The organism is Crateriforma conspicua (genome assembly GCF_007752935.1).
Lineage (GTDB): Bacteria > Planctomycetota > Planctomycetia > Pirellulales > Pirellulaceae > Crateriforma > Crateriforma conspicua.
Genome location: NZ_CP036319.1, coordinates 1,414,534 through 1,436,069 on the forward strand (window position 1 = coordinate 1,414,534; position 21,536 = coordinate 1,436,069).

Annotated in this window: 11 protein-coding genes and 1 tRNA gene; 7 read left to right on the top strand and 5 right to left on the bottom strand. The window is 58.5% G+C overall.

Annotated features, from left to right (window positions below):
• Nucleotides 1–113: 113 nt before the first annotated feature.
• From Mal65_RS05150 to Mal65_RS05175, 6 genes are all read left to right on the top strand, one after another.
• Complete coding sequence (locus Mal65_RS05150) at nucleotides 114–737, top strand: peptidylprolyl isomerase (RefSeq protein WP_145294399.1); 624 nt, start codon at nucleotides 114–116, stop codon at nucleotides 735–737.
• A 133-nt stretch (nucleotides 738–870) separates the two neighbouring features.
• Nucleotides 871–1,773 carry a hypothetical protein gene (locus Mal65_RS05155; protein ID WP_196784588.1) on the top strand — a complete coding sequence of 301 codons (903 nt, stop codon included), beginning with the start codon at nucleotides 871–873 and terminating at the stop codon, nucleotides 1,771–1,773.
• A gap of 157 nt (nucleotides 1,774–1,930) precedes the next feature.
• The gene (locus Mal65_RS05160; RefSeq protein WP_231131283.1) at nucleotides 1,931–3,055 is read left to right on the top strand and encodes a DUF58 domain-containing protein; all 1,125 of its coding nucleotides are present in this window, start codon (nucleotides 1,931–1,933) and stop codon (nucleotides 3,053–3,055) included.
• The gene (locus Mal65_RS05165; RefSeq protein ID WP_145294401.1) at nucleotides 3,055–5,157 is read left to right on the top strand and encodes an N-terminal double-transmembrane domain-containing protein; all 2,103 of its coding nucleotides are present in this window, start codon (nucleotides 3,055–3,057) and stop codon (nucleotides 5,155–5,157) included. The genes Mal65_RS05160 and Mal65_RS05165 overlap by 1 nt, the downstream gene beginning before the upstream one ends.
• The gene (locus tag Mal65_RS05170; RefSeq protein ID WP_145294404.1) at nucleotides 5,157–9,092 is read left to right on the top strand and encodes a hypothetical protein; all 3,936 of its coding nucleotides are present in this window, start codon (nucleotides 5,157–5,159) and stop codon (nucleotides 9,090–9,092) included. The genes Mal65_RS05165 and Mal65_RS05170 overlap by 1 nt, the downstream gene beginning before the upstream one ends.
• Nucleotides 9,089–11,545, top strand: a complete 2,457-nt coding sequence (locus tag Mal65_RS05175) for a glutamine amidotransferase (protein ID WP_145294407.1) — start codon at nucleotides 9,089–9,091, stop codon at nucleotides 11,543–11,545. The genes Mal65_RS05170 and Mal65_RS05175 overlap by 4 nt, the downstream gene beginning before the upstream one ends.
• Before the next feature lie 141 nt (nucleotides 11,546–11,686).
• Here the strand turns inward: Mal65_RS05175 and recG are convergent, their stop codons facing one another.
• The 5 genes from recG to Mal65_RS05200 all read right to left on the bottom strand — a co-directional run bounded on the left by recG (nucleotide 11,687) and on the right by Mal65_RS05200 (nucleotide 21,093).
• Nucleotides 11,687–13,870, bottom strand: a complete 2,184-nt coding sequence (recG, locus tag Mal65_RS05180) for an ATP-dependent DNA helicase RecG (RefSeq protein ID WP_145294410.1) — start codon at nucleotides 13,868–13,870, stop codon at nucleotides 11,687–11,689.
• Nucleotides 13,871–14,013: 143 nt separating this feature from the next.
• Nucleotides 14,014–15,048 carry an EF-hand domain-containing protein gene (locus tag Mal65_RS05185; RefSeq protein ID WP_145294412.1) on the bottom strand — a complete coding sequence of 345 codons (1,035 nt, stop codon included), beginning with the start codon at nucleotides 15,046–15,048 and terminating at the stop codon, nucleotides 14,014–14,016.
• A gap of 169 nt (nucleotides 15,049–15,217) precedes the next feature.
• On the bottom strand, nucleotides 15,218–15,895 hold the full coding sequence (locus Mal65_RS05190; RefSeq protein WP_145294424.1) for a toprim domain-containing protein: 678 nt from the start codon (nucleotides 15,893–15,895) through the stop codon (nucleotides 15,218–15,220).
• A 108-nt stretch (nucleotides 15,896–16,003) separates the two neighbouring features.
• Complete coding sequence (locus Mal65_RS05195) at nucleotides 16,004–17,227, bottom strand: nucleoside monophosphate kinase (RefSeq protein WP_145294428.1); 1,224 nt, start codon at nucleotides 17,225–17,227, stop codon at nucleotides 16,004–16,006.
• Between the two features lie 245 nt (nucleotides 17,228–17,472).
• The gene (locus tag Mal65_RS05200) at nucleotides 17,473–21,093 is read right to left on the bottom strand and encodes a mechanosensitive ion channel domain-containing protein (protein ID WP_165701076.1); all 3,621 of its coding nucleotides are present in this window, start codon (nucleotides 21,091–21,093) and stop codon (nucleotides 17,473–17,475) included.
• A gap of 266 nt (nucleotides 21,094–21,359) precedes the next feature.
• Between Mal65_RS05200 and Mal65_RS05205 the strand changes: the two genes are divergently transcribed.
• Nucleotides 21,360–21,433, top strand: a tRNA-Pro gene (locus Mal65_RS05205).
• The last annotated feature ends 103 nt before the right edge of the window (nucleotides 21,434–21,536 follow it).

The following is a 21,536-nucleotide window of genomic DNA, read 5'->3' on the forward strand; positions in this document are numbered from 1 at the left end:
GACGCGAAAATTGAACCTGTCGTCAACGACGGCCAGGCAACTTTCGTGTGACGATAGGAAGCCCTTTTCCTTCCGAAGTCCTGCCCCCCAATTTCCAACGATTTGGACCCACGATGTATCAGCGATTCGTTTGCCTAGGTTTGACGTTTGCGTCTCTGGTCGGATGTGCATTGGCCCCCAATGCGTCGGCCCAAGATGAAACCGTTAACGTGCTATTGCAGACCTCCGAAGGCGACATCCTGTTGGAACTGAACAAAACCAAAGCACCCAAGACGGTCGACAACTTCTTGAAGTACGTCGAAGACGACTTTTACAAAGGCACCGTTTTTCACCGCGTGATCAAGAACTTCATGATCCAGGGCGGTGGATTGGGCCCCGATTTGAAGAAGAAGCTGACTCGCAGCCCGATCCGCAATGAAGCCAGCAACGGGCTTTCCAACAAGACCTACACGATCGCGATGGCGCGGACCGGCGATCCCCACAGCGCGACCGCGCAATTCTTTATCAACGTTTCGGACCGCAATCCCAGTTTCCTGGACCGTGCCAATGCGGCCGACGGCTGGGGGTATGCGGTGTTCGGCAAGGTCATCGACGGGTTTGAAACCGTCGAAAAGATCAAGGCGGTTCCCACCCAAGTGGCGCGGACCCCTGAAGGATTCCCGATGGAAGACGTGCCGGTCGAACCGGTGACCATTCTGGGCACCAAAGTGGTCAAGCAAGACAAACTGACCAAGTGATCCACGCCAAATGGCAACGCTTTTAGGGTGATGTCCGATCGGACTGGGCATCGCCCTTGCTGTGGCGGCACGGATTCTGCGATCATGCCGCCGAAATCAAGACAGTCTTTCCATGCGTACGGAGACGCTTCTCGTGAAGACGATCATTGCTGCTTTGGGTCGAAATCTATGGGTCGCCGCTGTGGCTGCGGGGCTGGGAACGGTCGCTTTGGGAACAGCCGAAACAGCGGTTGCCGACGACGATGCCGCCACCTATCTGCTGCGGTATGACCTAAACGAAGGCGACGTGTTGCCCTATGAGGTGACGCACGTTGCCAAGACCAAGACGTCGGTTCGTGGCAAGTCGCAGACCAGCCAAGTTCACACGACCAGCCGTCGACACTGGAAAGTTGTTCGCCGGAACGAAGACGGCACGATGGTGTTCGACCACGTCATCGATTCGGTCAGCATGACGCAGCAAAACGGCGATGCCGAAGAATTGCGTTGGGACAGCGAAAGCGGCGAAGAAGCACCGCCGGCGTTCCAGTTGGTCGCCAGCCGTATCGGCCAAACGTTGGCCACGATCACCGTGAACGAGCGTGGCGAAGAAATCAGCCGCGAAAATCACGGCGGGACCGAGGCATCCCTGGGCATGGGATCGCTGACCCTGACCATGCCCGAACAACCGATCGCGGTCGGGGAATCTTGGTCGGTGCCTCGCGAGTTCAAAGCGCGAACCAAGGACGGATTGGTCAAGACGATCAAAATCCGGGAAAAATACACGTTGGACAAAGTTCAAACCGGCGTCGCGACGCTGAAAGTGACCAGTCAGCCGCTGACGCCGATCCGCGAAGAATCCGTTCGCGCCCAAGTTGTCCAACAGCTCAGCAACGGCAGCCTGCGTTTCGACGTCGACAATGGCCGAATGATTCAAAAACAGCTGGATTGGGATGAAAACGTGGTCGGGTTCCAAGGGCCGACCAGCGCGATGGAATACCGGGCTCGGATGACCGAAAATCTGCTGGATTCCCCCACGCACACCGCCGCCCGCCCCTGATCGGTCTGACCCTGATCGGCCGACCCCGCACAGGACACAGCGGGGGGCACGGCTGCTGGGCTGATTCACCGGGCCGGACTGCCCGGGCGTGACACGACTGAATTCCGACAACGCCGCGTGCAATGGATTTGCACGCGGCGTTGTTCGTTGCCCTATCATGAACCATCGTCATGGGGACGCCGCGACCGGGGAAACCGCCGGTCGACCACGGGGCCGGCTATCCACCGCCGCGTCGGCGCGGGGGCGTCCACCATTGGGGTTCACTCCGGCTCGTTACGGAATCGTCTGTCTGTTGATGTCCGACGCCCACCAGAATCGTTCGCTATCGCCCACCGCTGCAGTGGACCCCGCCGCCGTGATGCGGATCAAGAATCTGCAGCTTCGTGCCAAAGCGGTGGTCGAAGGGTTTTACAATGGATTGCACCGGAGCCCCTACCACGGGTTTTCCGTTGAATTCAGCGAATACCGGCCGTACACCGTCGGCGACGATACTCGCGGATTGGACTGGAAGCTGTTCGCCCGGACCGATCGTTATTTCATCAAAAAGTTCGAAGACGAAACGAACCGGCGATGCTATCTGGTGGTCGATCAAAGCCGATCGATGGGATACGGATCGCTGGAATACAGCAAGATGGAGTATGCGCGGACGATCGCGGCGTCCCTGGCGTACTTCTTGACGCTGCAGCGTGACAGCGTCGGGCTGCTGACGTTCGATGAAACCATCGGCGAATTCCTCAGTGCTCGCCACCGCCCCGGTCACCTGCATCAGTTGATGCAGTGTCTGTCGCGTGACGTGACCGGCAAGGGAACGGACATCGCCGCCCCGCTGGAACAGATGGCGACGCTGATCCGCAAGCGTGGGCTGATTGTTCTGTTAAGCGATTTGTTGACGCCGCCGGAAACGATGCGGACCAATCTGGCATACCTGCGCAGCCGCGGACACGAAGTGATCGTGTTGCGAATCCTGGACCCGCGCGAATTACGCTTCGATTTGGATCAAGCGGGCATGGTCCGTGATCCGGAAACCGACCAAGCGATCTACTTGGACCCGGAAGAAGTCCGCCAGCATTACCAGCAACATTTCGACCAGCATCGAACCCAGCTTCAGGCGGTGTGCGATTCACTGGGCGTCCCACTGCACCAGTGGTCCACCGACACGCCACCCGATGAAGCCTTGTTCAGTGTCATCACAGATCAACAGCGGCGTCGTTCGCCGGCTTCCCGAAATAATGCGATTCGATCGGCCGCCCGCGGGGTTGGATTGGGCGGAGGGAATGCTTGATGAGTCTGCTGGCACCGCTGTATTTGATCGGCGCGACCGCGATCGCGTTGCCCATCATTTTGCATTTGATTCGACGTAGACCCAAGTCGCAGATGACGTTCAGTTCGCTGATGTTCCTGCGGCCGTCGCCACCCAAACTGACCAAACGCAGCCGACTGGATGACTGGCCGTTGCTGTTGATTCGGGCGTTGGCGTTGTTGTTGATCGCGATCGCATTTGCCAGGCCCTTCTTTCGATCGTCCCAGACCACCGGGTTGCGGGACGTCGGCCGAAACGTCGTTTTGATGATCGATACCAGTGCCAGCATGCGACGGGCGGGAATCCCCGATGCGGTCCGGCGACATGCCCAAACCCTGGCCGATCAGTTGGGGGCCGACGACAGGATCAGCATCATCGCCTTTGATTCACAGCCACGGACGGTGGTCGATTTCCAACAGGCCACGGCGGTCGAATTGGCGGCACGTCGCCAATTGGTTTTGGATGCCGTGGACCAGTCCCCGCCGTCATGGCGACACACGGACATGGCCGCCGCGTTGATGGAAGCCGCCGATTTGGTCACCGTTGGTATCAGCGATGACGAAAGCCTCGATCCAACGCGAACGCTGGATGAACTGGACGACGGCGTTGCCGTTCCCACGCAAGTGGTGTTGATCAGCGATCTGCAGGCCGGGGCGGACTTGGAAGCATTGCAGGCGTTCGCTTGGCCGGACAACGTTCGTTTGGATGTTCGTTTGGTCAAGCCGTCTGGATCCACCAACGCATCCCCGCGACTGTTGAACCGAACCGACGCGACGTCGGATCTTGTGGCAGTGGCAGACGACGCGTGGCGGATACGCATCGCGAATTCGGAAAACGCCGACCACGGAAATTTCCGCTTGGCGTGGGGCGATGCCAACGCATTCCAGCGATCCGAATCTGAAATGGACATCCAAGTGCCACCGGGACAAACGCGTGTCGTGTCGATGACGCCACCCAAGCCAGGTGACGCCACGCTGATCTTGTCGGGTGACGATGACGATTTTGACAACACGTTCTATTTCGTCACGCCCGAGGTAAAGCGGTTAACCCTGTTGCACGTGGGCAATGCTCAGGGGCCGCCGCAACAGCGGCCAGGCTTCTTTCTGTCACAGGTGCCGTTGGCCAACGCCGATCGCGAAGTCGACTTTCGCGATCTGTCCGCCGCCGATTCGGCAGCGATCCGAGACGTCTTGCGAACCGAAGCTTCAGCGGATGAAGTGACGCTGCCCTTGGTCGTTCTGACGGCTCCGGTGCAATCGGATGTTGCCGACGACTTGCAATCCTATGTTAAAAACGGTGGACATGTGGTCGTCGCCATTGGTCCATCGGACGACGCCGCCCAGTGGCAACAGACGCTGGAATCCATCGGCGATTTGACCGGTGTCCGGATCAGCGAGGCGACCGTCGACGATTATGCGATGTGGAGCCAGATTGATTTTCGAGATCCTTTGTTCAAGCCGATGGCGGATCCCAAGTTCAATGATTTTTCCAAGATTCGGTTTTGGTCACATCGTGAATTGATCGTGGATCCGCCGGCCGAGGATTCTATGTGGAAAGTGCCGTGTCGTTTTGATGATGGACAGATCGCGATCGCCAGACGCACGTTGGGCAAGGGGCGATTGACCATCCTGACCTCTGGCTGGGACACCGAGGACAGTCAGTTGGCGTTGTCCACCAAATTCATACCGCTGGTGTTTGCTTGGTTTGAAGCCAGCGACACGGTGGCCGCGGATCAAGGAAATGCTCGGATCGTCGGGATTCCCGACGCAGCGGGAATCGTCTGGGAAGCGCCGGGAATCCAAAAGTCGGACGACGGCGACGCCACGGTCGCCGTGAATTTGCCGGCGTCGGAATCACGGACCGAACCGCTGGACTTGGCGGCTTTGGAGAATTTGGGCATCCCGCTGGGCAAAGTGGAATCTGCAACGACGGTCGCCATGAAAGACCGACAATTGCGGGATGTGGAATTGGAATCGGAACAAGGGTTGTGGCGGATGGCATTGCTGATCGCACTCGGGCTGATTGCCTGTGAGACGGTTTATAGCGCCATCCGACGTCAGGTCGAATCGACGGAGATGGTGTGATGCAGCGTTCAACGTCGGACGCAATGTCCAAAAATGCGGCCAACCTGAGCCAACATCAGTCGGGCCGACAGAGCGCCGGCAGTCTGCGTCGCCGTTTGGATACGGTGTCGGCGCGTTATCGATCACGGTTGCGCTGGCGTTTCGTCGCCGGCATCGGGATCGGCGTGGCGTTGTTTGCCATGGCGGTTTGGTATGGCCTGACCCAGGGTGCTGGTGCGGAAGCGACGCCCAAGGATTGGGCCGTGGCGATGGGGGTGGCCACGCTTGTGGCGTTGATCGCGATGTGGTGGATGACCCGTCGCGGCTATCGTGACTTGCACTCGATGGCGGAACGATTGGAGTCACGTTATCCGTCGTTGGGCCAGCGACTGATGACCGCCGTCAAGGTGTTGGACAGCCCGCCAGATCGATACGGCTATCTACAGCAACGTCTGTTGGATGAAGTGAATCATCACGGCAGCGTCTACCGCTGGGCGAACGTGGTTTCCGGCAAAGACCTTTGGTTCAGCCGTCTTGCGGGACTCGGTGCGGTGGGGGTGTTGTCCCTGTTGTTGTTCCAACTAGGGAACCTGCCGATGCCTTCGTCGGCCACCGCTTCGTCGTCGTCCAATCTGTCTGACGCGACTTGGGATGTTCAGCCCGGTGACGTGGAGGTCGAACGTGGAACCGGTTTGGTGGTCACCGCCCGTCGCAAGGGTGCAACCGAATCATTACCGGACGATGCAATCCTGCTGCGGCAAAACAAAGACGAATCGCGTGAAGAATTGCCGATGCGGCGCAACTTGAACGACGACGTTTTGGGGACGCTGATATCAGGCGTCGACCAGCCGATGAAGTATCAAGTCGTCATTCCCGGCAATGCGACACGCCCGCAACGTTCCAGCCCGATTTATGACGTTCAGGTCTTCGACTACCCGGCGTTGCTCCGCAGCGACGCGACATTGGTCTATCCGGGGTACACGAATTTGCCGGAAAAGAAGATCCAGGACACGCGCCGCGTGGCGGCCGTCGAAGGAACAAAGTTGACTTGGGATTTGACGATCAACAAAGTCGTTCGGCAAGCCATGCTAATCGATGAACAGGGCCAGACGATTTCACTGACCGCGTTGTCATCCGATGTTCCGGTGCTGCGTTTCGACACCACTTTGGTCAACAGTGGACGCTATCAGCTGCGGCTGATCGACGACAAAGATCGCGAAAACAAAACGCCCGACGATCTAGTGATCCGAGTGCTGCCCAACAAGCCGCCGGAAATCAAACTGGACAAGCCTCGTGATTTGATCGTGTCCGCGTTGGAAGAAGTCAATCTGTCGGCCAAAGTTCGAGACGGTTTTCGTATCACTCGGGCGGGTCTTTCTTATCGTCACAACGGCGACGAAACCGAAGTCGTCTTGGCCGAAGACATCGACGGCAACCAGACGAAGCCCATTGAACACCTGTTGGCACTCGAAGATCTGTCGGCACAACCGGACGATCTGATCAGCTATCACTTCTGGGCCGAAGACATCGGACCCGATGGGCAGGTGCGGCGGACCACCAGTGACCTGTTCTTGGCCGAAGTTCGACCGTTCGAAGAAATCTTTCGCGAAGGCCAGTCGCCGCCCGGTGGCCAGCCCAGCCAAAACAACCAGAACCAACAAAACGGCCAGCAAGCCGAGCAAATCGCGGATCTGCAAAAACAGATCATCAATGCGACGTGGGGGCTGATTCGTCGTTCAGAATCCGACGCGAAGGTTTCCGTCGATGCGGCGGTCGTTGCCGAATCGCAAACCGAGGCGATGACGCAACTGGACGAAATGGCGAAGCAATTGCAAGACAATCGATCACAACAATTCGCCGCCGAAGGCCTATCGTTGATGGAACGATCGGCAAAAACACTCTCCCGCGTCGCCGAATCGATCGACATGTCGGGCGAACAACGCGACGACACGCTACGCGATGCTTTGGATGCCCAACAAAACGCTTACCAAAAATTGCTGCAATTGCGTGGCCGTGAATTTCAAGTGTCGCGTTCGCAACAAAACCGATCTCAAAGCAGCAGCAGCGGCTCGCAAAGTCAAAACCGACAGCGTCGTCTGCAACAATTGCAATTGGAAAGCGACCCCAGCCGGTATGAAAGTCAACAGCAAGCGGAATCGCCCGGTGAACCTGCCGAACAACGCGAAACGCGACAGGTGTTGAATCGATTGCGTGAACTGGCACGTCGCCAACAGGATCTGAATCAACAGTTGGCAACGCTGCAGTCGGCTTTGCAAAATGCGGAAGACGAAGAAGAACGCCAGCAACTGCAGCGACAACTGGAACGATTGCGGCAGCAGCAAGAAGAATTGCTGCGAGAAACCGACGAATTGAATCAACGTATGCAATCGCCCGTCAATCAGTCCCAGATGTCACAGCAATCGCAACAACTGGAACAAACCCGCGAAAACGTTCGTCAAGCCAGCGAGGCCTTACAGCAAAGCGATGTCGGCGGTGCCCTGTCAGCAGGGAAGCGGGCGGAACGCGAATTCGAACAGCTTCGTGACGAAGTTCGACAACAGGCGGCGGGCCAGTTCGACGATCAAATGCGACAACTGCAGCAACAGGCTCGTGATCTGGAGCAACAGCAACGCGAAATCAATGAAGGCCAACGCGAAGAATCATCACAACGACAGCCCGGACTGCGTCGTGAGCAAGGTGACGATTCGCTGCTGCAACAAATTCGCCGCCAACGCGAAGACCTGGATGATTTGATGGACCAAATCCAAGACACCGTCCAACAGGCGGAAACGGCCGAACCCTTGTTGGCGCAGAAGTTGTACGACGGGTATCGCCGCGGCAAGCAATCGCGAATCGATCAGGCTCTGTCGAACATGGACCAGTTGGTACAACGCGGATTCGAGGAAGAGTCTCGACCGCTGGGTGAACAAGCCCTGGAGGCGATCGAAACGCTTCGCCAAGACGTTGATCAGGCAGCCGAGTCCGTGCTGGGCGATCCGACCGAAGGGTTGCGTCGCGCCGCTGACAAGCTGGAGCGATTGGACGAAAGTCTGCAGACCGAACGCGGCGACCGCCAAGGTTCGGCGGAAGGCACGGCATCCGGCGAAGCATCAAGCGAAGACCAGGCATCGTCCGATGGGCGTCGGACAGACGATGAAGGATCACGGCAAGATCCCGACCGTCCCGACAGGCAATCCGCCGAAGATTCAGGGGCCTCGCCAAGTCAACGACCGCAATCACAGCAGCCATCGGATCAGCAACAAGGCCAGCAATCGCAGGGGCAGCAACAACAACAGCAGCAACAACAAGGGCGATCGGGTCAAGGACAGGCTTCTGACCGCCGGTCGGAACAAAGTCAGTCGCGTGAAAGGCAACCAGGACAAGCGGGGCAACCGGGACAACGTCCGTCACAAGCGTCATCGGATGGTCAGCGTGGCGGGGCTTCACAATCGCCGCAGCAAGGCACGACGCCGCGCCAGCGCCCGTCGCTGCGTGGCGGTCCGGCGCAGAACGATCGTCGTGGCACCGAGGGTGGCGGCGGCCAGATCATGCATGGCGGTGAAAGCCCGGACGAAGGCCAACCGATGGCGGGACCGTTCAACGGGGACGCCTACAGTGAATGGACCGATGAACTTCGCGACGTCGAAGAAATGCTAGAAACGCCCGAGCTGCGATCCCGGGCCACACAGATCCGCGATCGTGCCCGCGAATTGCGTCGCGAACAAATCCGCCATTCACAACCGCCGCAGTGGGAAGTCGTTGACGAGATGATCGCAACGCCCCTGCGCGAACTGCGTCGCGCGGTTCGTGAAGAATTGATGCGGCGTACGGCGGAAAAGAATTCCAAGGTTCCCATCGACCGCGATCCGGTGCCCGGTCGGTTTGCCGATGCGGTCCAGCGGTACTATGAAAACTTGGGCAGCGGCCAAGTCAGTTCGGAGGACCGCCAGCCTTGACGTTCGATCTGTTGCCGAAAAACATCATCCTGCAGTCGCCCGATTGGGCGCCCGTCGCGTTTTTGCTGTTGGGCGTCATCGCGTTGCTGGTCGTCACCAACTACTGGCGGATGCGGGCCGCTTGGTGGGTCAAGTGTCTTGGTGTCTTGTTAAAGCTGACGGCGTTGGTGCTGCTCGCCGTTTGCATCGTTCAGCCGATGGTCCAGGCCCGTCGTCCGCGGCCACAGGCGAACCTGTTGCCCATCTTGATCGACGACAGCCGCAGCATGCAGTTGAAAGCCGATCGGGGTGACCGGTCACGCGGCGAATCGGTTCAACAGTGGCTGGATCGCGAAAACGGCTGGATGGTCCGCGTTGCACAAGATTTTGATGTGCGTCCCTATCGTTTCGCGGCTCGACTGGACCAGATGGCTGATCCCGCCGATTTGACGTTCGACGGCGGCGCGTCGACGTTGCGGACCAGTCTGGTTCAGCTGCAACAACGCTTCGACCGGCGTCCGATGGCCGGCGTCGTCTTGATGACCGACGGCAACGCGACCGACGATGCGGTGGACGATTTTCAGTGGGCCGACTTGGGATTCCCCGTCTATCCGGTGGTCCCCGATTCGGTTCGAACGCCGGACGATTTGCGGATCAGCAGCGTCACCGTGCGGCAGACCGACTTTGAAACGTCACCCGTGACGGTGACGGTTTCCGCCCAGGCGTCTGACGATGATTTGTCAGAAATTCAAATGCGGTTGATCGATTGCGTTTCAGGCAACGTCGTGGCCGAGCAATCGGTTGCCGCCGGTGCCGACGGTCGTACATTCCAGTCGCGTTTCCAATTTCGTCCCCAACAATCCGGTGTCAATTTTTACGAAGTGGCGGTGTTTGACCAACGCGATCGTGATCGTTTTCCCGCGACGGTCGGCAAACCGGATTCGGATGAATTGGAATCCGCCAGCCGCTGGGAAGCCACGTTGTTGAACAACCGTCGTCTGGTCGCGGTCGACCGACGGGGCGGACCCTATCGTGTTTTGTACATGGCCGGGCGTCCGAACTGGGATTTCAAATTCATGCGGCGCGCCCTTCAGGAGGATGCCGAGATTGATTTGGTGGGGTTGTTGCGAATCGCCAACAAGGAACCGAAATTCACGTTTCGCGATTCCACAATCAATGAGACCAATCCGCTGTTTGCGGGGCTGGGACAGGACGAAGAAGAGACCGCCGAACAGTACGACGAACCGGTCGTGATCCGACTGGGTATCAAGGATTCCGATGAACTTAGCGACGGGTTTCCCGACACTGCGGAGGAACTGTTCGCCTATCACGCCGTGATTTTGGACGACATCGAACCGGCGTTCTTCACCGCAGACCAACTGTTGTTGCTGCGTCGCTTTGTGGCTGCACGCGGCGGCGCGCTGATGTTGATGGGGGGCGCCGAATCGTTCGGCGCGTCGGATTTTGCGAACACGCCTTTGGGCGAAATGTCGCCGGTCTATGCCCCCGGTCGTGCGGTGTTCCGCGATGAACGGTCCGCCCCGCGACGCGATCGCAAGTTGGAACTGACCCGCGAAGGCATGCTCAGCCCCTGGGTCCGATTGCGTGACAACGAGTCAGCCGAACGGCAACGTTTGGATCGGATGCCCGCGTTTCGAACCGTCAATCCGGTCGGTGACATCAAGCCGGGGGCCCAGACGATGTTGATGTTGCGGGATGAAGATGGCAACCGGGTCCCGGGCTTGGTCGTCCAGCGTTTTGGAAACGGTCGCACCGCCGCTTGGACGATCGCAGACGCATGGCGATGGTCGATGCGGCGCGACCGTTCGGCCAACGATGATCCCGGCCAAGCATGGCGTCAAACCACGCACTGGTTGGTCGGCGAGGTTCCGCGTCGGGTGCAGTTGCAGTTGCAGTTGGAAGGCGGACGATCGCTCGGCAGCCCGGTTCAAATCACCGTCGATTGTCGTGATGCAGAATATCTGCCGCTGGACAACGCATCGATCGATTTGAAAGTCCAACAACAGCAATTCGGCACCACAGATAAGCCCGCCACACAAGCCTCCGAAAGGCTGGACGTTCAGCTTCAGCCAAGTGAGACGGAGCCTGGCAAGTATGTCGGTCGCTTCTGGCCGCGTGACGAAGGTGCGTATCGCTTCACCGCGGATGTGCAGGCGGAAGACGGCAGCCCGGTGGGGCGTGCCGAAACCGGTTGGGTCAGCCGAAGTGATGCCAGCGAATTCGAACGCTTGACTTGGGATCGCGATGGGTTGGCGGAAATCGCCCGACAAACCGGCGGCGAAGTGATCTCCGCCGGTGATTTGGGATCCTTTGCCAAATCACTGCCCAATCGAAAGGTGCCGGTGACTGAAATCTGGCAGTATCCGTTGTGGCACCAACCTTGGGTGCTGTGCATCGCCATGGCCTGTCTGTGCGGCGAGTGGACGTTGCGTCGCTGGCAAGGAGCCCGCTAACGCTCGGTTTGCCAATGCGTCTATCATGACGTCGGCTCTATCTCCCAGTCCGATTGACCGGCAATGTCATGCGACGCCGTGAAAGGCTCCGGTGCAATTTGTTGTGTGCAAATGTACGGGCGGTCCGTTCCGGCGATGCCATCAGGCTCCGTCGGCCAATTCCATTCGGTCCCCATAGCGCCGCAGCACCTGTCGTCGCAGATCCGACAATGCTTCGTCGTTCATTTCCGGGTCCCCGTCGATCATGTCCTGTGCCAGTTCCCGAACCACCGCCAGGATTTCGCGGTCACGGGCTAGATCGGCAACACGCAGCGGTGGCAAACCGCTTTGCTGTTTTCCCAACATATCGCCGGGGCCACGCATTCGGAAATCCGCTTCGGCCAGTTCAAATCCGTCGTCGGTGGATTCGAAAATTTTCAACCGTTCGACTTCGTCTGGTGGGACGTCCCCATCGGTGAAAACGGCCACATGTCCCGGGTGAACGCCACGGTTGATGCGGCCGCGCAGTTGATGCAGTTGTGCCAGGCCGAATCGGTTGGCACCCAAAATGGTCATCACGGTGGCATTGGGCACATCGACACCGACTTCGATGACCGTGGTGCTGACCAAAACCTGAATCGCCCCGTCGGCGAACGCTTCCATCGTTGCGTTCTTCTCGTCCGGTTTCATTCGTCCATGCAACAGCCCGACGCGAAAATCCGCCAACACGTCGTCACGCAACTGGGCATAGATGCTTTCCACCGATGCAACGTCTTCGCAGCCATCCGCGTTGGCATCGTTGTTGGACGGGTCACTGGGGGCGGACGCCGTTGCGGGACCAACACGTGGTGCGACCACGTAGACTTGGCGTCCTTCGTCCAAGCGTTGACGAACGAATTGCCACCAACGCTGGGTCCATTCGTCTTGTGCTAAATAGGTGTGGACTTCCGTACGACCCGGCGGCTTTTGACGAATCGTGCTCATGTCCACATCGCCGAACAATGTCATGCCGATCGATCGAGGGATCGGTGTGGCCGACATCACCAGGCAATGAGGGTCCATGTCGTCGCCCCGCAGCGCGGTTCGTTGCCGGACGCCGAACTTGTGTTGTTCATCGATGACGCAAACCCCAAGCGATTGAAATTTAACGTCGTACAACAACGCTTGCGTGCCGACCAACATCGTGACGCGCCCGTCGGCGACTCGTTGTAAAACGTCGCGTCGCTGCGCGGTGCCCAGTGATCCCGACAACAGACCGATGTGGTCGCTGTTGTCCGCATGGATGTGCCGCAGATTTTCATAGTGCTGGCGTGCCAAGACTTCCGTCGGTGCCATCAGGACGCTTTGGTGCGACGATGCGTGAGCCAGCATCATGGCGTAAAACGCAACGGCGGTTTTGCCGCTGCCGACGTCGCCCTGCAGCAGACGGTTCATTGGGAACTGACGCCGTAAATCGTGACGGATTTCTTGAACGACCTGGCGTTGGTCGTCGGTCAGGGTGAATCCGAACCGATCCAAAATAGCCGCATGTGTTTCCGGGCTGGCATCGATGACCGGTGCGTTCAGATCCGTGGTCAGACTGCGTCGACGCATGGCTAGGGCCAATTGCATGACCAGCAATTCCTGGGAAACGAATCGCGTTCGCGCGGCGATCAGCGACCGATCATCCGTGGGAAAGTGGATTTGCCACAACGCCCGGTCGATCGGCGGCAGGGGGCCGTCATGGTCGATCCCGCCCGGATCAATGCTCGCGTCGCGCAATCGACGCACCACGGCGCGACGCAAATCCTCCGGCATGACTTCCGTGGTTTCGCGTGCCAATTGTTCCAAGACTTCGCGTGTGTATCGACGCATGTCATATTGCTTGAACCCGTCGGTCAACGGATAGACGGGCAAGATTTCGCCGGCCCCGGCGGCTTCGTCCTCACGCAAGATTTTGACTTTCGGATGGACGAATTCCATCCGCAGACCTTTCTGTGTCGGCACGCCGCTGATCATCACTCGCCGCTCGAAAGTCAACGTGTCGGCGCGAAACGGCTGGTTGAAAAATACGATCCGAACCGAGCCGGTTTCGTTGGTCACGACCGCGCCGAAAATCGATTTACCCGGACTGCGTGCGGATAGTTCCGCGTCGGTGATCACGCCGGTGACCGATGCGGCCTGGCCGTCTTTCAGGCGATCAATTGCGACTTCGGCAGCAGGGTGTTCGTAGTCGCGCGGGAAGAAGAACAGCAAATCACGCAGCGTGTAGATGCCCAGCTTCGCCAGACGCTCGGCACGTTGAGGCCCGACGCCGGCCAGAAACTGAATCTTGGTCGTCGGCGTCAGGGAAGAAGCGTCGCTCATGCGCAGATTTTAAACGCATCGACGAAATCACGCAGCGGTGGTGATCGACCCTCGTCGTGCCAAAGCGACCAATGACCCAAAAAAACGGGCGGCGTGATTCATCACGCCGCCCGAAAATGCTGTTCCATTCGGATCGCGGTCAATCAGTTGCCTTCTTCGGCCGCCGCTTTGGCTGCGGCTTTCGCACGAGCGAAGATGATGATTTCTTCGATGTCCAACGCGTCGTTGTTATCGATGTCGACCTTGTCCAGCTGTGACTTCATGTCTTCGGTCAGCTCGTCGCCGGCAAGCAGGCCGTCGCCGTCGGAGTCGTATTTGGCAATTAATGCTTCGAAGCGGACCCATTCTGCGGATCCGGGAATGATGGCCCCTTCTTCCTCTTCATCGCCTGATGCGGCGGGTGCCGGGCGGGCTTCGGCGACGGCCGGTTCTTCATCGGCGGTGGAATCGTCGGCGGGTTGATCGCCTCCGTTGGCGGCCGGCTCCATGTCTTGGTAATCGCTATCATCACCACCGGCTGCGGGCGGCTGTCCGCCACCACCACTGCCGCCGTCCATCTCTTCCGGGGCACCGGGGACGGCGCCGCCGGGAGTACTGGAAATGACTTCGCCGGAATACTCGTCAATGACCGTCAACGTTCCGTCATCGCCGGCGACCATGTTGCCTTGGATGTCTTGTTCTTCGTAAACGTACTTTTGGTGACTCAGGTACATGTCGCGACCTTCAAACGGTTTGTAGGTCACGTACATCTTGTGTTTGCGAAGCGGCAGTCCGGACTGAAAGCCGTAGACTTCGACTTTGCGGCTGCCTTCCATGAACGTGTCCATGGGAGCGAATCCCAACGTGCTCTGGACAATGTCGTTGCTAAGGAATTGATCCGGTTTGCGACCGAATTCGATTGCCTTGGATTCCACCTTCGCAAAGGCCTCGTCCACTTGGGGGCGAGCGACTTTGTAGTCGTACCCCAGTGCGGCCAACAACAGGGCCAACACGCCCAGAAGAACGTACTGGCGAACGTTGGATTTCGGCTTTTCGGCGGCCGGTTCCGGCGTCGCCGCTTCGGTGGTGGTAACGGGTTCGCCGGCCTGCACATCGGTGAATTCGACATCACCGGCGGGGGCGGCGGCGGGATCTTGTTGGACGTCGTCGGTGGGGTGATCAGCGTTGGGGTCAGACATGAGGAAACCAGCCTAAAAACCGGGCCCAAAGATGGACACTTGGGGAAAAGAACGTGGCCCTATCATGACTGACCCGCACCGCAAAAATCAACCATTGACCGCCGCAGAAGGAAAAATGAGCAGTCCTTTCAGGCCTCGGCCGAGCCGATGCGGCCTGCCCAAAGGGACTTCAGCGGGATTGCCCGGCCAGAAAGATTGACTTCATTGCGACGACATCGCGCGGGCCGATCCGTTGGCAAATCCGAGTTTCCGGGACCACACCGGCGCGTCGCAGAACATCGGTGGGCAACCCGGCCAAGCCACGAAAGCGTCGGTGGCGTAGATGGTGCCCCGATAGTCGCAGGCTTTCCAGTTGATCGGCCAAATCCATTTCATCCAAAGCATAGCGGACCTCGGTCGCGTCCTCGGCAGTGATTTCAAACAGCGGAACGCGAGCCACAACGACCCGACCGGATTCGACCAAGCCGGGCATCCAGCGGTCAAAGAACAGCGTCACCAGGACGCCACAGTGAATGCCGTCGGCGTCGGGATCGAACAGCAACACGATCCGCTGGAAACGGACCCGTTCGACTTGAAAATCGTTTCCCCAGCCGGCACCGATCGCCTCGGCCAAACAGCCATACAGCGGGTTGGAACGCACCGCCTTGGCCGATGCTTTGGCGGCGTTCAGCGGCTTGCCCTGCATCGGCAACACCGCTTGGAAGGTGGCATCACGAAGAGCCAGAACCGACTTGGACGCGCTCTGACCTTCCACGATTAGCAACTCGGTCGCCGGCCCGTCCGGATGACCCGCCGTCGGTCCGGCCACGCACGGGTGCAGACGTGTGTGCTGGGTGGGAAACGTCATGTGGATGTCGTTTCCCCGGTCGATGCCATTCCCGCGGCCGCATGATGGTCGCGCGCCGCGTCGATAACCGGTCTCTGACCAGCTCTTACCTGGCCAACCTTTGCCTGTTCAGCTCGTGCCGCGACGAATTTCGCTGGCCTGGAACTGAACCGTAAATCGGTAAATCCGTTTCGTCTCACAAACAATCTCACCGGTTTGCAAGTTCACCGTCCTGGGGACTTCGGTGCGATTCACGTTGGCGACCGCGCGGTAACCACGTTCGGCAAAGATGTCGATCACCATGGCCAGTGCCAACGGGTCTTCGAAAATGGGGTCTTCCGAATTGATCTGGGCCATGCCGGGAATCGCGTGACGCATGATGATTGGCATGAACCGATCGTTGATCAAGCGAATCACCGAATGGAACATGCCCGCGTGTTCCAGTTGATACCCATCCATCCGGCGAACCAATTCTTGGCGTGCATGGATCGACAGGTCTTGTGCCAACGGCAGGTGACGGACCGCATCATAGGTTTCCGGATCCAGTTCCAGTGACGACTGGTACTTCAGTTCCTTCAGGATGTTGCGTTCGACTTCGGCAATGTCACCTTGGGCATCGATGAAGTGATAATGATAGATTTCCTTCAGCGACTGCAGCGCGTCCCACGTCTGTTCCTTGAACACACGGTAACGGTGCTTGGCGGCCGCGGGATCGATGTCCGTCGGACGCTGTTCCAACAGCATGTCTTCGGTGCCACCCTCGGACAGGATCTTTTCATTCTCCGCGGCGATCTTGCGACCACGTTCCAATTGGCGATCAATACTGGTTCGTTCGTCGACGAACAGCACGACCGCGTGAATGGTCGGCTTACGAAAGTTGATGGCCAGCGGCGTTTGATGGTACTCGCGATACAGCAAGTTCATCTTCTGGACCAACAGCTTCAAACACTCGACTTGGACACGCGTCCGCGGGAAGCCGTCGATGATGCACCCGTCGCGGAATTCCTCGTGCAGCATCTTGCGAAACAGCAAGTTGATCACGTCGGTATCACCGACCATGCCGCCGGATTCCTTGATCGCTCTGGCCTCAGGACTGTCCAGCAAATCGCTGACCACGATCGGCGGACAGGTCAATCCACGGGCTTTGGCAATGAACTCGGTGTTGGTTCCTTTCCCCGCACCAGGTGCCCCGCCCAGCAGGATCAGCTCCTTGCCGAAACGCAAGTTTTCGTGGCCCAGTTCTTCTTCCAGCTCCGTCCACACGTTGGTGAAGATGACCTGGGCGTCTTTGACTTCCAAGTCTTCGTTGTCGTTTTGCTGGGTCTGCGGCAATTCGTCTAAGTTGGACGACATGGCTTTCTTGTCAAAACAAATGAAGGAGGGGAGGGACGCACGCGAAGTGACCGGTGCATCGTGTCGCCGCGGACCAATTCTTTCAACCACCATCGGTCCAAGTGTGACGCCTTGTCGCGAATGGTGCGGTTGGCGGCCGCCGTCGGGGGCTGATTTGACCCGTGTTTTCGTGGCTTTTGTTCGCCCGATGCCCGGAATGCGGCATGGTGACGCGTGACACCGTGGCGTTGGTCGACCCGACTGCCTCAGCTGGCCGCTGTTTCCGACCCGCCCGCAGTCGGCGGCATCACCGTCGGCGGTGTCGTGGGCACTGTCATCCCAGGGGGAAACGATCGGATGTGCAAATCCCGCTGCGGGAAAGCAATCTCGATGCCTTCGGCGTTGAAGCGATCGTTGATGGCGGTGTGCAGCTCATGGATCGTCGTCAAACGCACATCCAGCGTCGACAGATAGCATCGCAACACCAGGTTCAGCGTCGAATCGCCGAAGCCTTCGAAGGTAACGATCGGTCCTGGATCTTCGCTGATGTTTTCGTGTTGGTCGCAAATCTCTTTCAGCAATTCGCACGCCCGCCGCGTGTCGCTGCCATACGCAATGCCGATGTTCATCACGACACGGTTGGTGCTGTCGGTCAACGTCCAGTTGATCAGGCGTCCGGTGACCAAGTCCTTGTTCGGAACGACCAATTCCTGACGATCCCAATTGGTGATCGTTGTGGCCCGAATCCGTATCCGTGACACCACGCCTGTGGTGTCGCCCAGCGTCACGATGTCGCCGACGCGGATGGGTTGTTCGAACAACAAGATGATCCCGCTGATAAAGTTCGCAAAGATCTCTTGCAGCCCGAATCCCAAGCCTACACCCAACGCGGCGACCAGCCACTGGATGCTGTCCCATCGCAAACCCAGCGTTTGGCAAGACATGAAAATCCCAAAGGCGGCCAACGCATAAGTGCCGACCGATGTGATCGCGTAACGCGCCGCTTTGTCGATCGGCAAACGCTCCAGCAACAATCCTTCGACCAGGCCGGGCAGGTTGCGAACGATCACCCACGTCAGCACGACCACGGGAATGGCCAACACCACATTGGCCAGGGTGATCCAGCGGACTTCCACCGTGCCGTCGGGGTTGCTGACCGAGACGCTCCACAATTCAAAGCGATTCAGAAACTCGACCGCGGGCAACACCGGTGCCCAAACCAGGACCAAGCCGACGATCACGGACAACCAGATGATCGCTTGCATCATCCGCGTTGTCTGAGCGCTGATTTCTGCGGCCGGCAAATTGTCTTCCTGTTCAATGTCAAAGCCTTCGACATTGACACGGTCCGTCTCATCGCGTTTTTCCTTGTACAACGCGTACGCGACCCGCCGACGCTGCAGAAGCAACCAACGCCACAGGAAACCGCTGACGACAAATGCGATGACGATCAACCAAATCGTCCCGTATCCGCATTCGGCCAGCGACAACGCCGCGTATTGATACCCCAGCAATGAAATCGTGCACAGAATAAACGGTGTGGCCACGATCAATGGAAACCAGAACATCCGCAAGCGACTGAGCCAGCTGTCGGGATAATGCTGCATCCGCGTTGTGAAGATGCCGTGCTTGGGATGAAAACAATCCCAGAAGAACACCGACGCCAAAAACATGCCGGCGACGAACAGGCCACGCCCCAAAGATCCTTCGACTTGAGGGTTTCCGATTTGCTGGCACACGGTCCACAGCAACAAAATCGGTAATCCGACGTCGATCAGAATCCTTAATCCCTTGCGCAGTTGTTCAACGGACGGTTCGTCGCTGTTGAAGTGGGCGATCGCCAAGCCTTGCGGACGCAATACCTGACGCATCAGTTCCAAGGGCAGGATGAAGTACGCCGCGACCTTGAAACCTTGCGCATACGCTTGGATCAAACGATCAGACGATTCAGATTTCTCGATCGCCTCGCCGATGAAATACAGCAAGATAAAGACGGGTAAGGCTAACGCGACGGTGATCAAAATCGCCGACAACGTGGGAACCAGCGACGTCGTGTTCCAAGCCCTTGCTTTCTTTGCCAGTGCCGTCATCCGCCGCCGCAATCGCGTGCCGGCAAAGATCATCGAAAGCAACGCCAAAATCAGTAGGGCGGGCAGATGCGGTTGCCCTTTCAAGCCAACCCAGAATGCCGTCAAGACTTGACCCAACGTGAACGGATGCATGATCCGAATCAGACTGTTCCATGCGGTCGGAAAGTCTCGCATCGACAGCGGGCTGCGGTTGCGGATCCACAGCACATGTCGATTGATCAAGTGACGCAGTTCATCCAGGTTGCTTTGCTGCGTTTCCAGTTGACGCTGTGTGCGAAGATGTAGGTCGATGTCGGTGTCGATGTCCGCGATAAAGCGATCAAGCAGACGTTGTTCGGTTTCGCTGATCTGGCTCTTCGGAATGGATCCCGACCAAAGGCTGGAACTGGCGGAACTGTTCCACTGGGTTTGGATCTGCAGCTCCGCTTTCTCGGCACGCAGTTGATCGATCCGCGTGCGAACACGGCGTATTTCCGATGCCAGCGATCCAGGATCAGGCAATCTGCCCTGCAACAGTTGCAATTCGACACCCAAGCTGGGGCGAATGCGGCCTTCGGATTCCAAATCCCGTTCGATCGTTTCGATCTTTTCGTTCAACAGCCGAGTGATCTCTTCGGCCTTCGCTTCCTCTTCGGTCAATCGTCGGCGGACTCGTTCGGTCTCCGACAAGATCTCGATCCATGAATCTTCGGACTTCAAGATTGCCGATTCTTCCGCCTCTGTTTCACTCAGCGAATCGCGGTATTGTCTAAGATCGGACCGGGTGCGTGCTTCCTTGCTTTGCCGGACCGCTTCGGCCCAGTACTGTTGCAATTGGGTCGCACGTGCCAGTTCACGCTCGGCCAACGTCCGATTCAGCGGCAACAAATCCGCTTCGGCCTCGATCGCCTTCAGTTCGTTTTCCAGCGTTTTGATCCGCTGTTCGGTCGCCGCGATTTGGGCTTCCCGTTGGGCTTGCAAGGCTTCGGCCACGTCGCCGTTTTCGTCGTCCACCGGCTTGGCATCGCCTTTGGATTGCAAGTCCGCCAGTTGTTGTTTCGCTTCGGCGATCAGTTGCGGCAGGGCGGCGCGGCGTGGTTGACGTTGGCTGATCTCTTGATTGATTGCCTGCAACTTTTGTCGGGCCGCCTCCACAACGGCGTCCTGGTTGGCCAGCTCTTGCCGCAGTTGTTCCAGGCTCAAAAAGCGGCTGTCGGGACGCTCGACCGGCGATGGTTCCTTGGCTTCGACCTGGCGTCTCGCATCGGCGGTGTCAAAGCCGATGGTCGATAGCGTTTTCTCATAGGAGGATTGCTTTTCGCTATCGGATCGACGGTCTTTGTATGCCGATTGGGCCGTTGCCAGGATCTTCAGTATCCGTTCACGCAGATCGTCATCGATTTCGGATTTTTTAACGTTGGCAATCGCAGTTGTGATCGCCTCTTCGTTGGTCAAGTCTTCGGCGTCCAGCAGCGGTGCCGCATCTTCTGCCGGATCGGATGTCGCCGTCTCGGTCGCCTGCATTCGGGCGGCGGCCAGTCGGATCTGGGGGGCTGACGCGGTGGGCGATGTCGGGACACCCGCCCCGGGCTGACGCACCACTCCGGATGACGCTTGCCGTACGGTGCCCTGTGCCAGTGACCCGGACGAGGCGGGCGCGGTGTGTTGGGGCTGTGGGCCGGTGGGGATCACAAAATTCTGTGCGGTCACCCATGCCGGGACCGACGCACACAGAACCGCCATCAACGATGCGGCCAAGGCCAAGACGACCTGCCGACGAAGGGCGAACGATCGCGGATTCGGTCGGAATTTGGGCATCAACGCTAGCGACAGAATTTTAGGGAAGGGGCCAACAGAGCATTCGACGGGCATGCATAAAGGATGCCCCCAAATGGGCGCATCCCCGGCGCGGATTGTCGTGAAAGTGATCGCGTCGGCGAAAGACCAATGCGAGCGGTGTCGGAGGCGTCCGCGTGGGCGGTGGACGCCGGGACGTTGCCGCCACCTGCGGGCAATTTTCATGCCGCCCTCGCAAACCGGCATTGACGCGACGTCTTCCAGTCGCCAACATTGGCGACTTCCCTCGGGGCGTGGCTCAGCCTGGTAGAGCGCTACGTTCGGGACGTAGAGGTCGCTAGTTCGAATCTAGTCGCCCCGACTCATTCAAAACCCTCTGAAGCCAAGTGTTTCAGAGGGTTTTTTATTTGCCACTTTGGCTTCGATTGTGACCATGAAATCGTCTTTGCACGATTCAATGCACG

Bases quoted from the DNA above. Each gene is read 5' to 3' on its own strand.
- recG (WP_145294410.1), bottom strand. From the start codon at position 13,870: ATGAGCGACGCTTCTTCCCTGACGCCGACGACCAAGATTCAGTTTCTG.
- Mal65_RS05160 (WP_231131283.1), top strand. From the start codon at position 1,931: ATGAACCATCGTCATGGGGACGCCGCGACCGGGGAAACCGCCGGTCGA.
- Mal65_RS05190 (WP_145294424.1), bottom strand. From the start codon at position 15,895: ATGACGTTTCCCACCCAGCACACACGTCTGCACCCGTGCGTGGCCGGA.
- Mal65_RS05195 (WP_145294428.1), bottom strand. From the start codon at position 17,227: ATGTCGTCCAACTTAGACGAATTGCCGCAGACCCAGCAAAACGACAAC.
- Mal65_RS05165 (WP_145294401.1), top strand. From the start codon at position 3,055: ATGAGTCTGCTGGCACCGCTGTATTTGATCGGCGCGACCGCGATCGCG.
- Mal65_RS05200 (WP_165701076.1), bottom strand. From the start codon at position 21,093: ATGCCCAAATTCCGACCGAATCCGCGATCGTTCGCCCTTCGTCGGCAG.
- Mal65_RS05150 (WP_145294399.1), top strand. From the start codon at position 114: ATGTATCAGCGATTCGTTTGCCTAGGTTTGACGTTTGCGTCTCTGGTC.
- Mal65_RS05185 (WP_145294412.1), bottom strand. From the start codon at position 15,048: ATGTCTGACCCCAACGCTGATCACCCCACCGACGACGTCCAACAAGAT.
- Mal65_RS05170 (WP_145294404.1), top strand. From the start codon at position 5,157: ATGCAGCGTTCAACGTCGGACGCAATGTCCAAAAATGCGGCCAACCTG.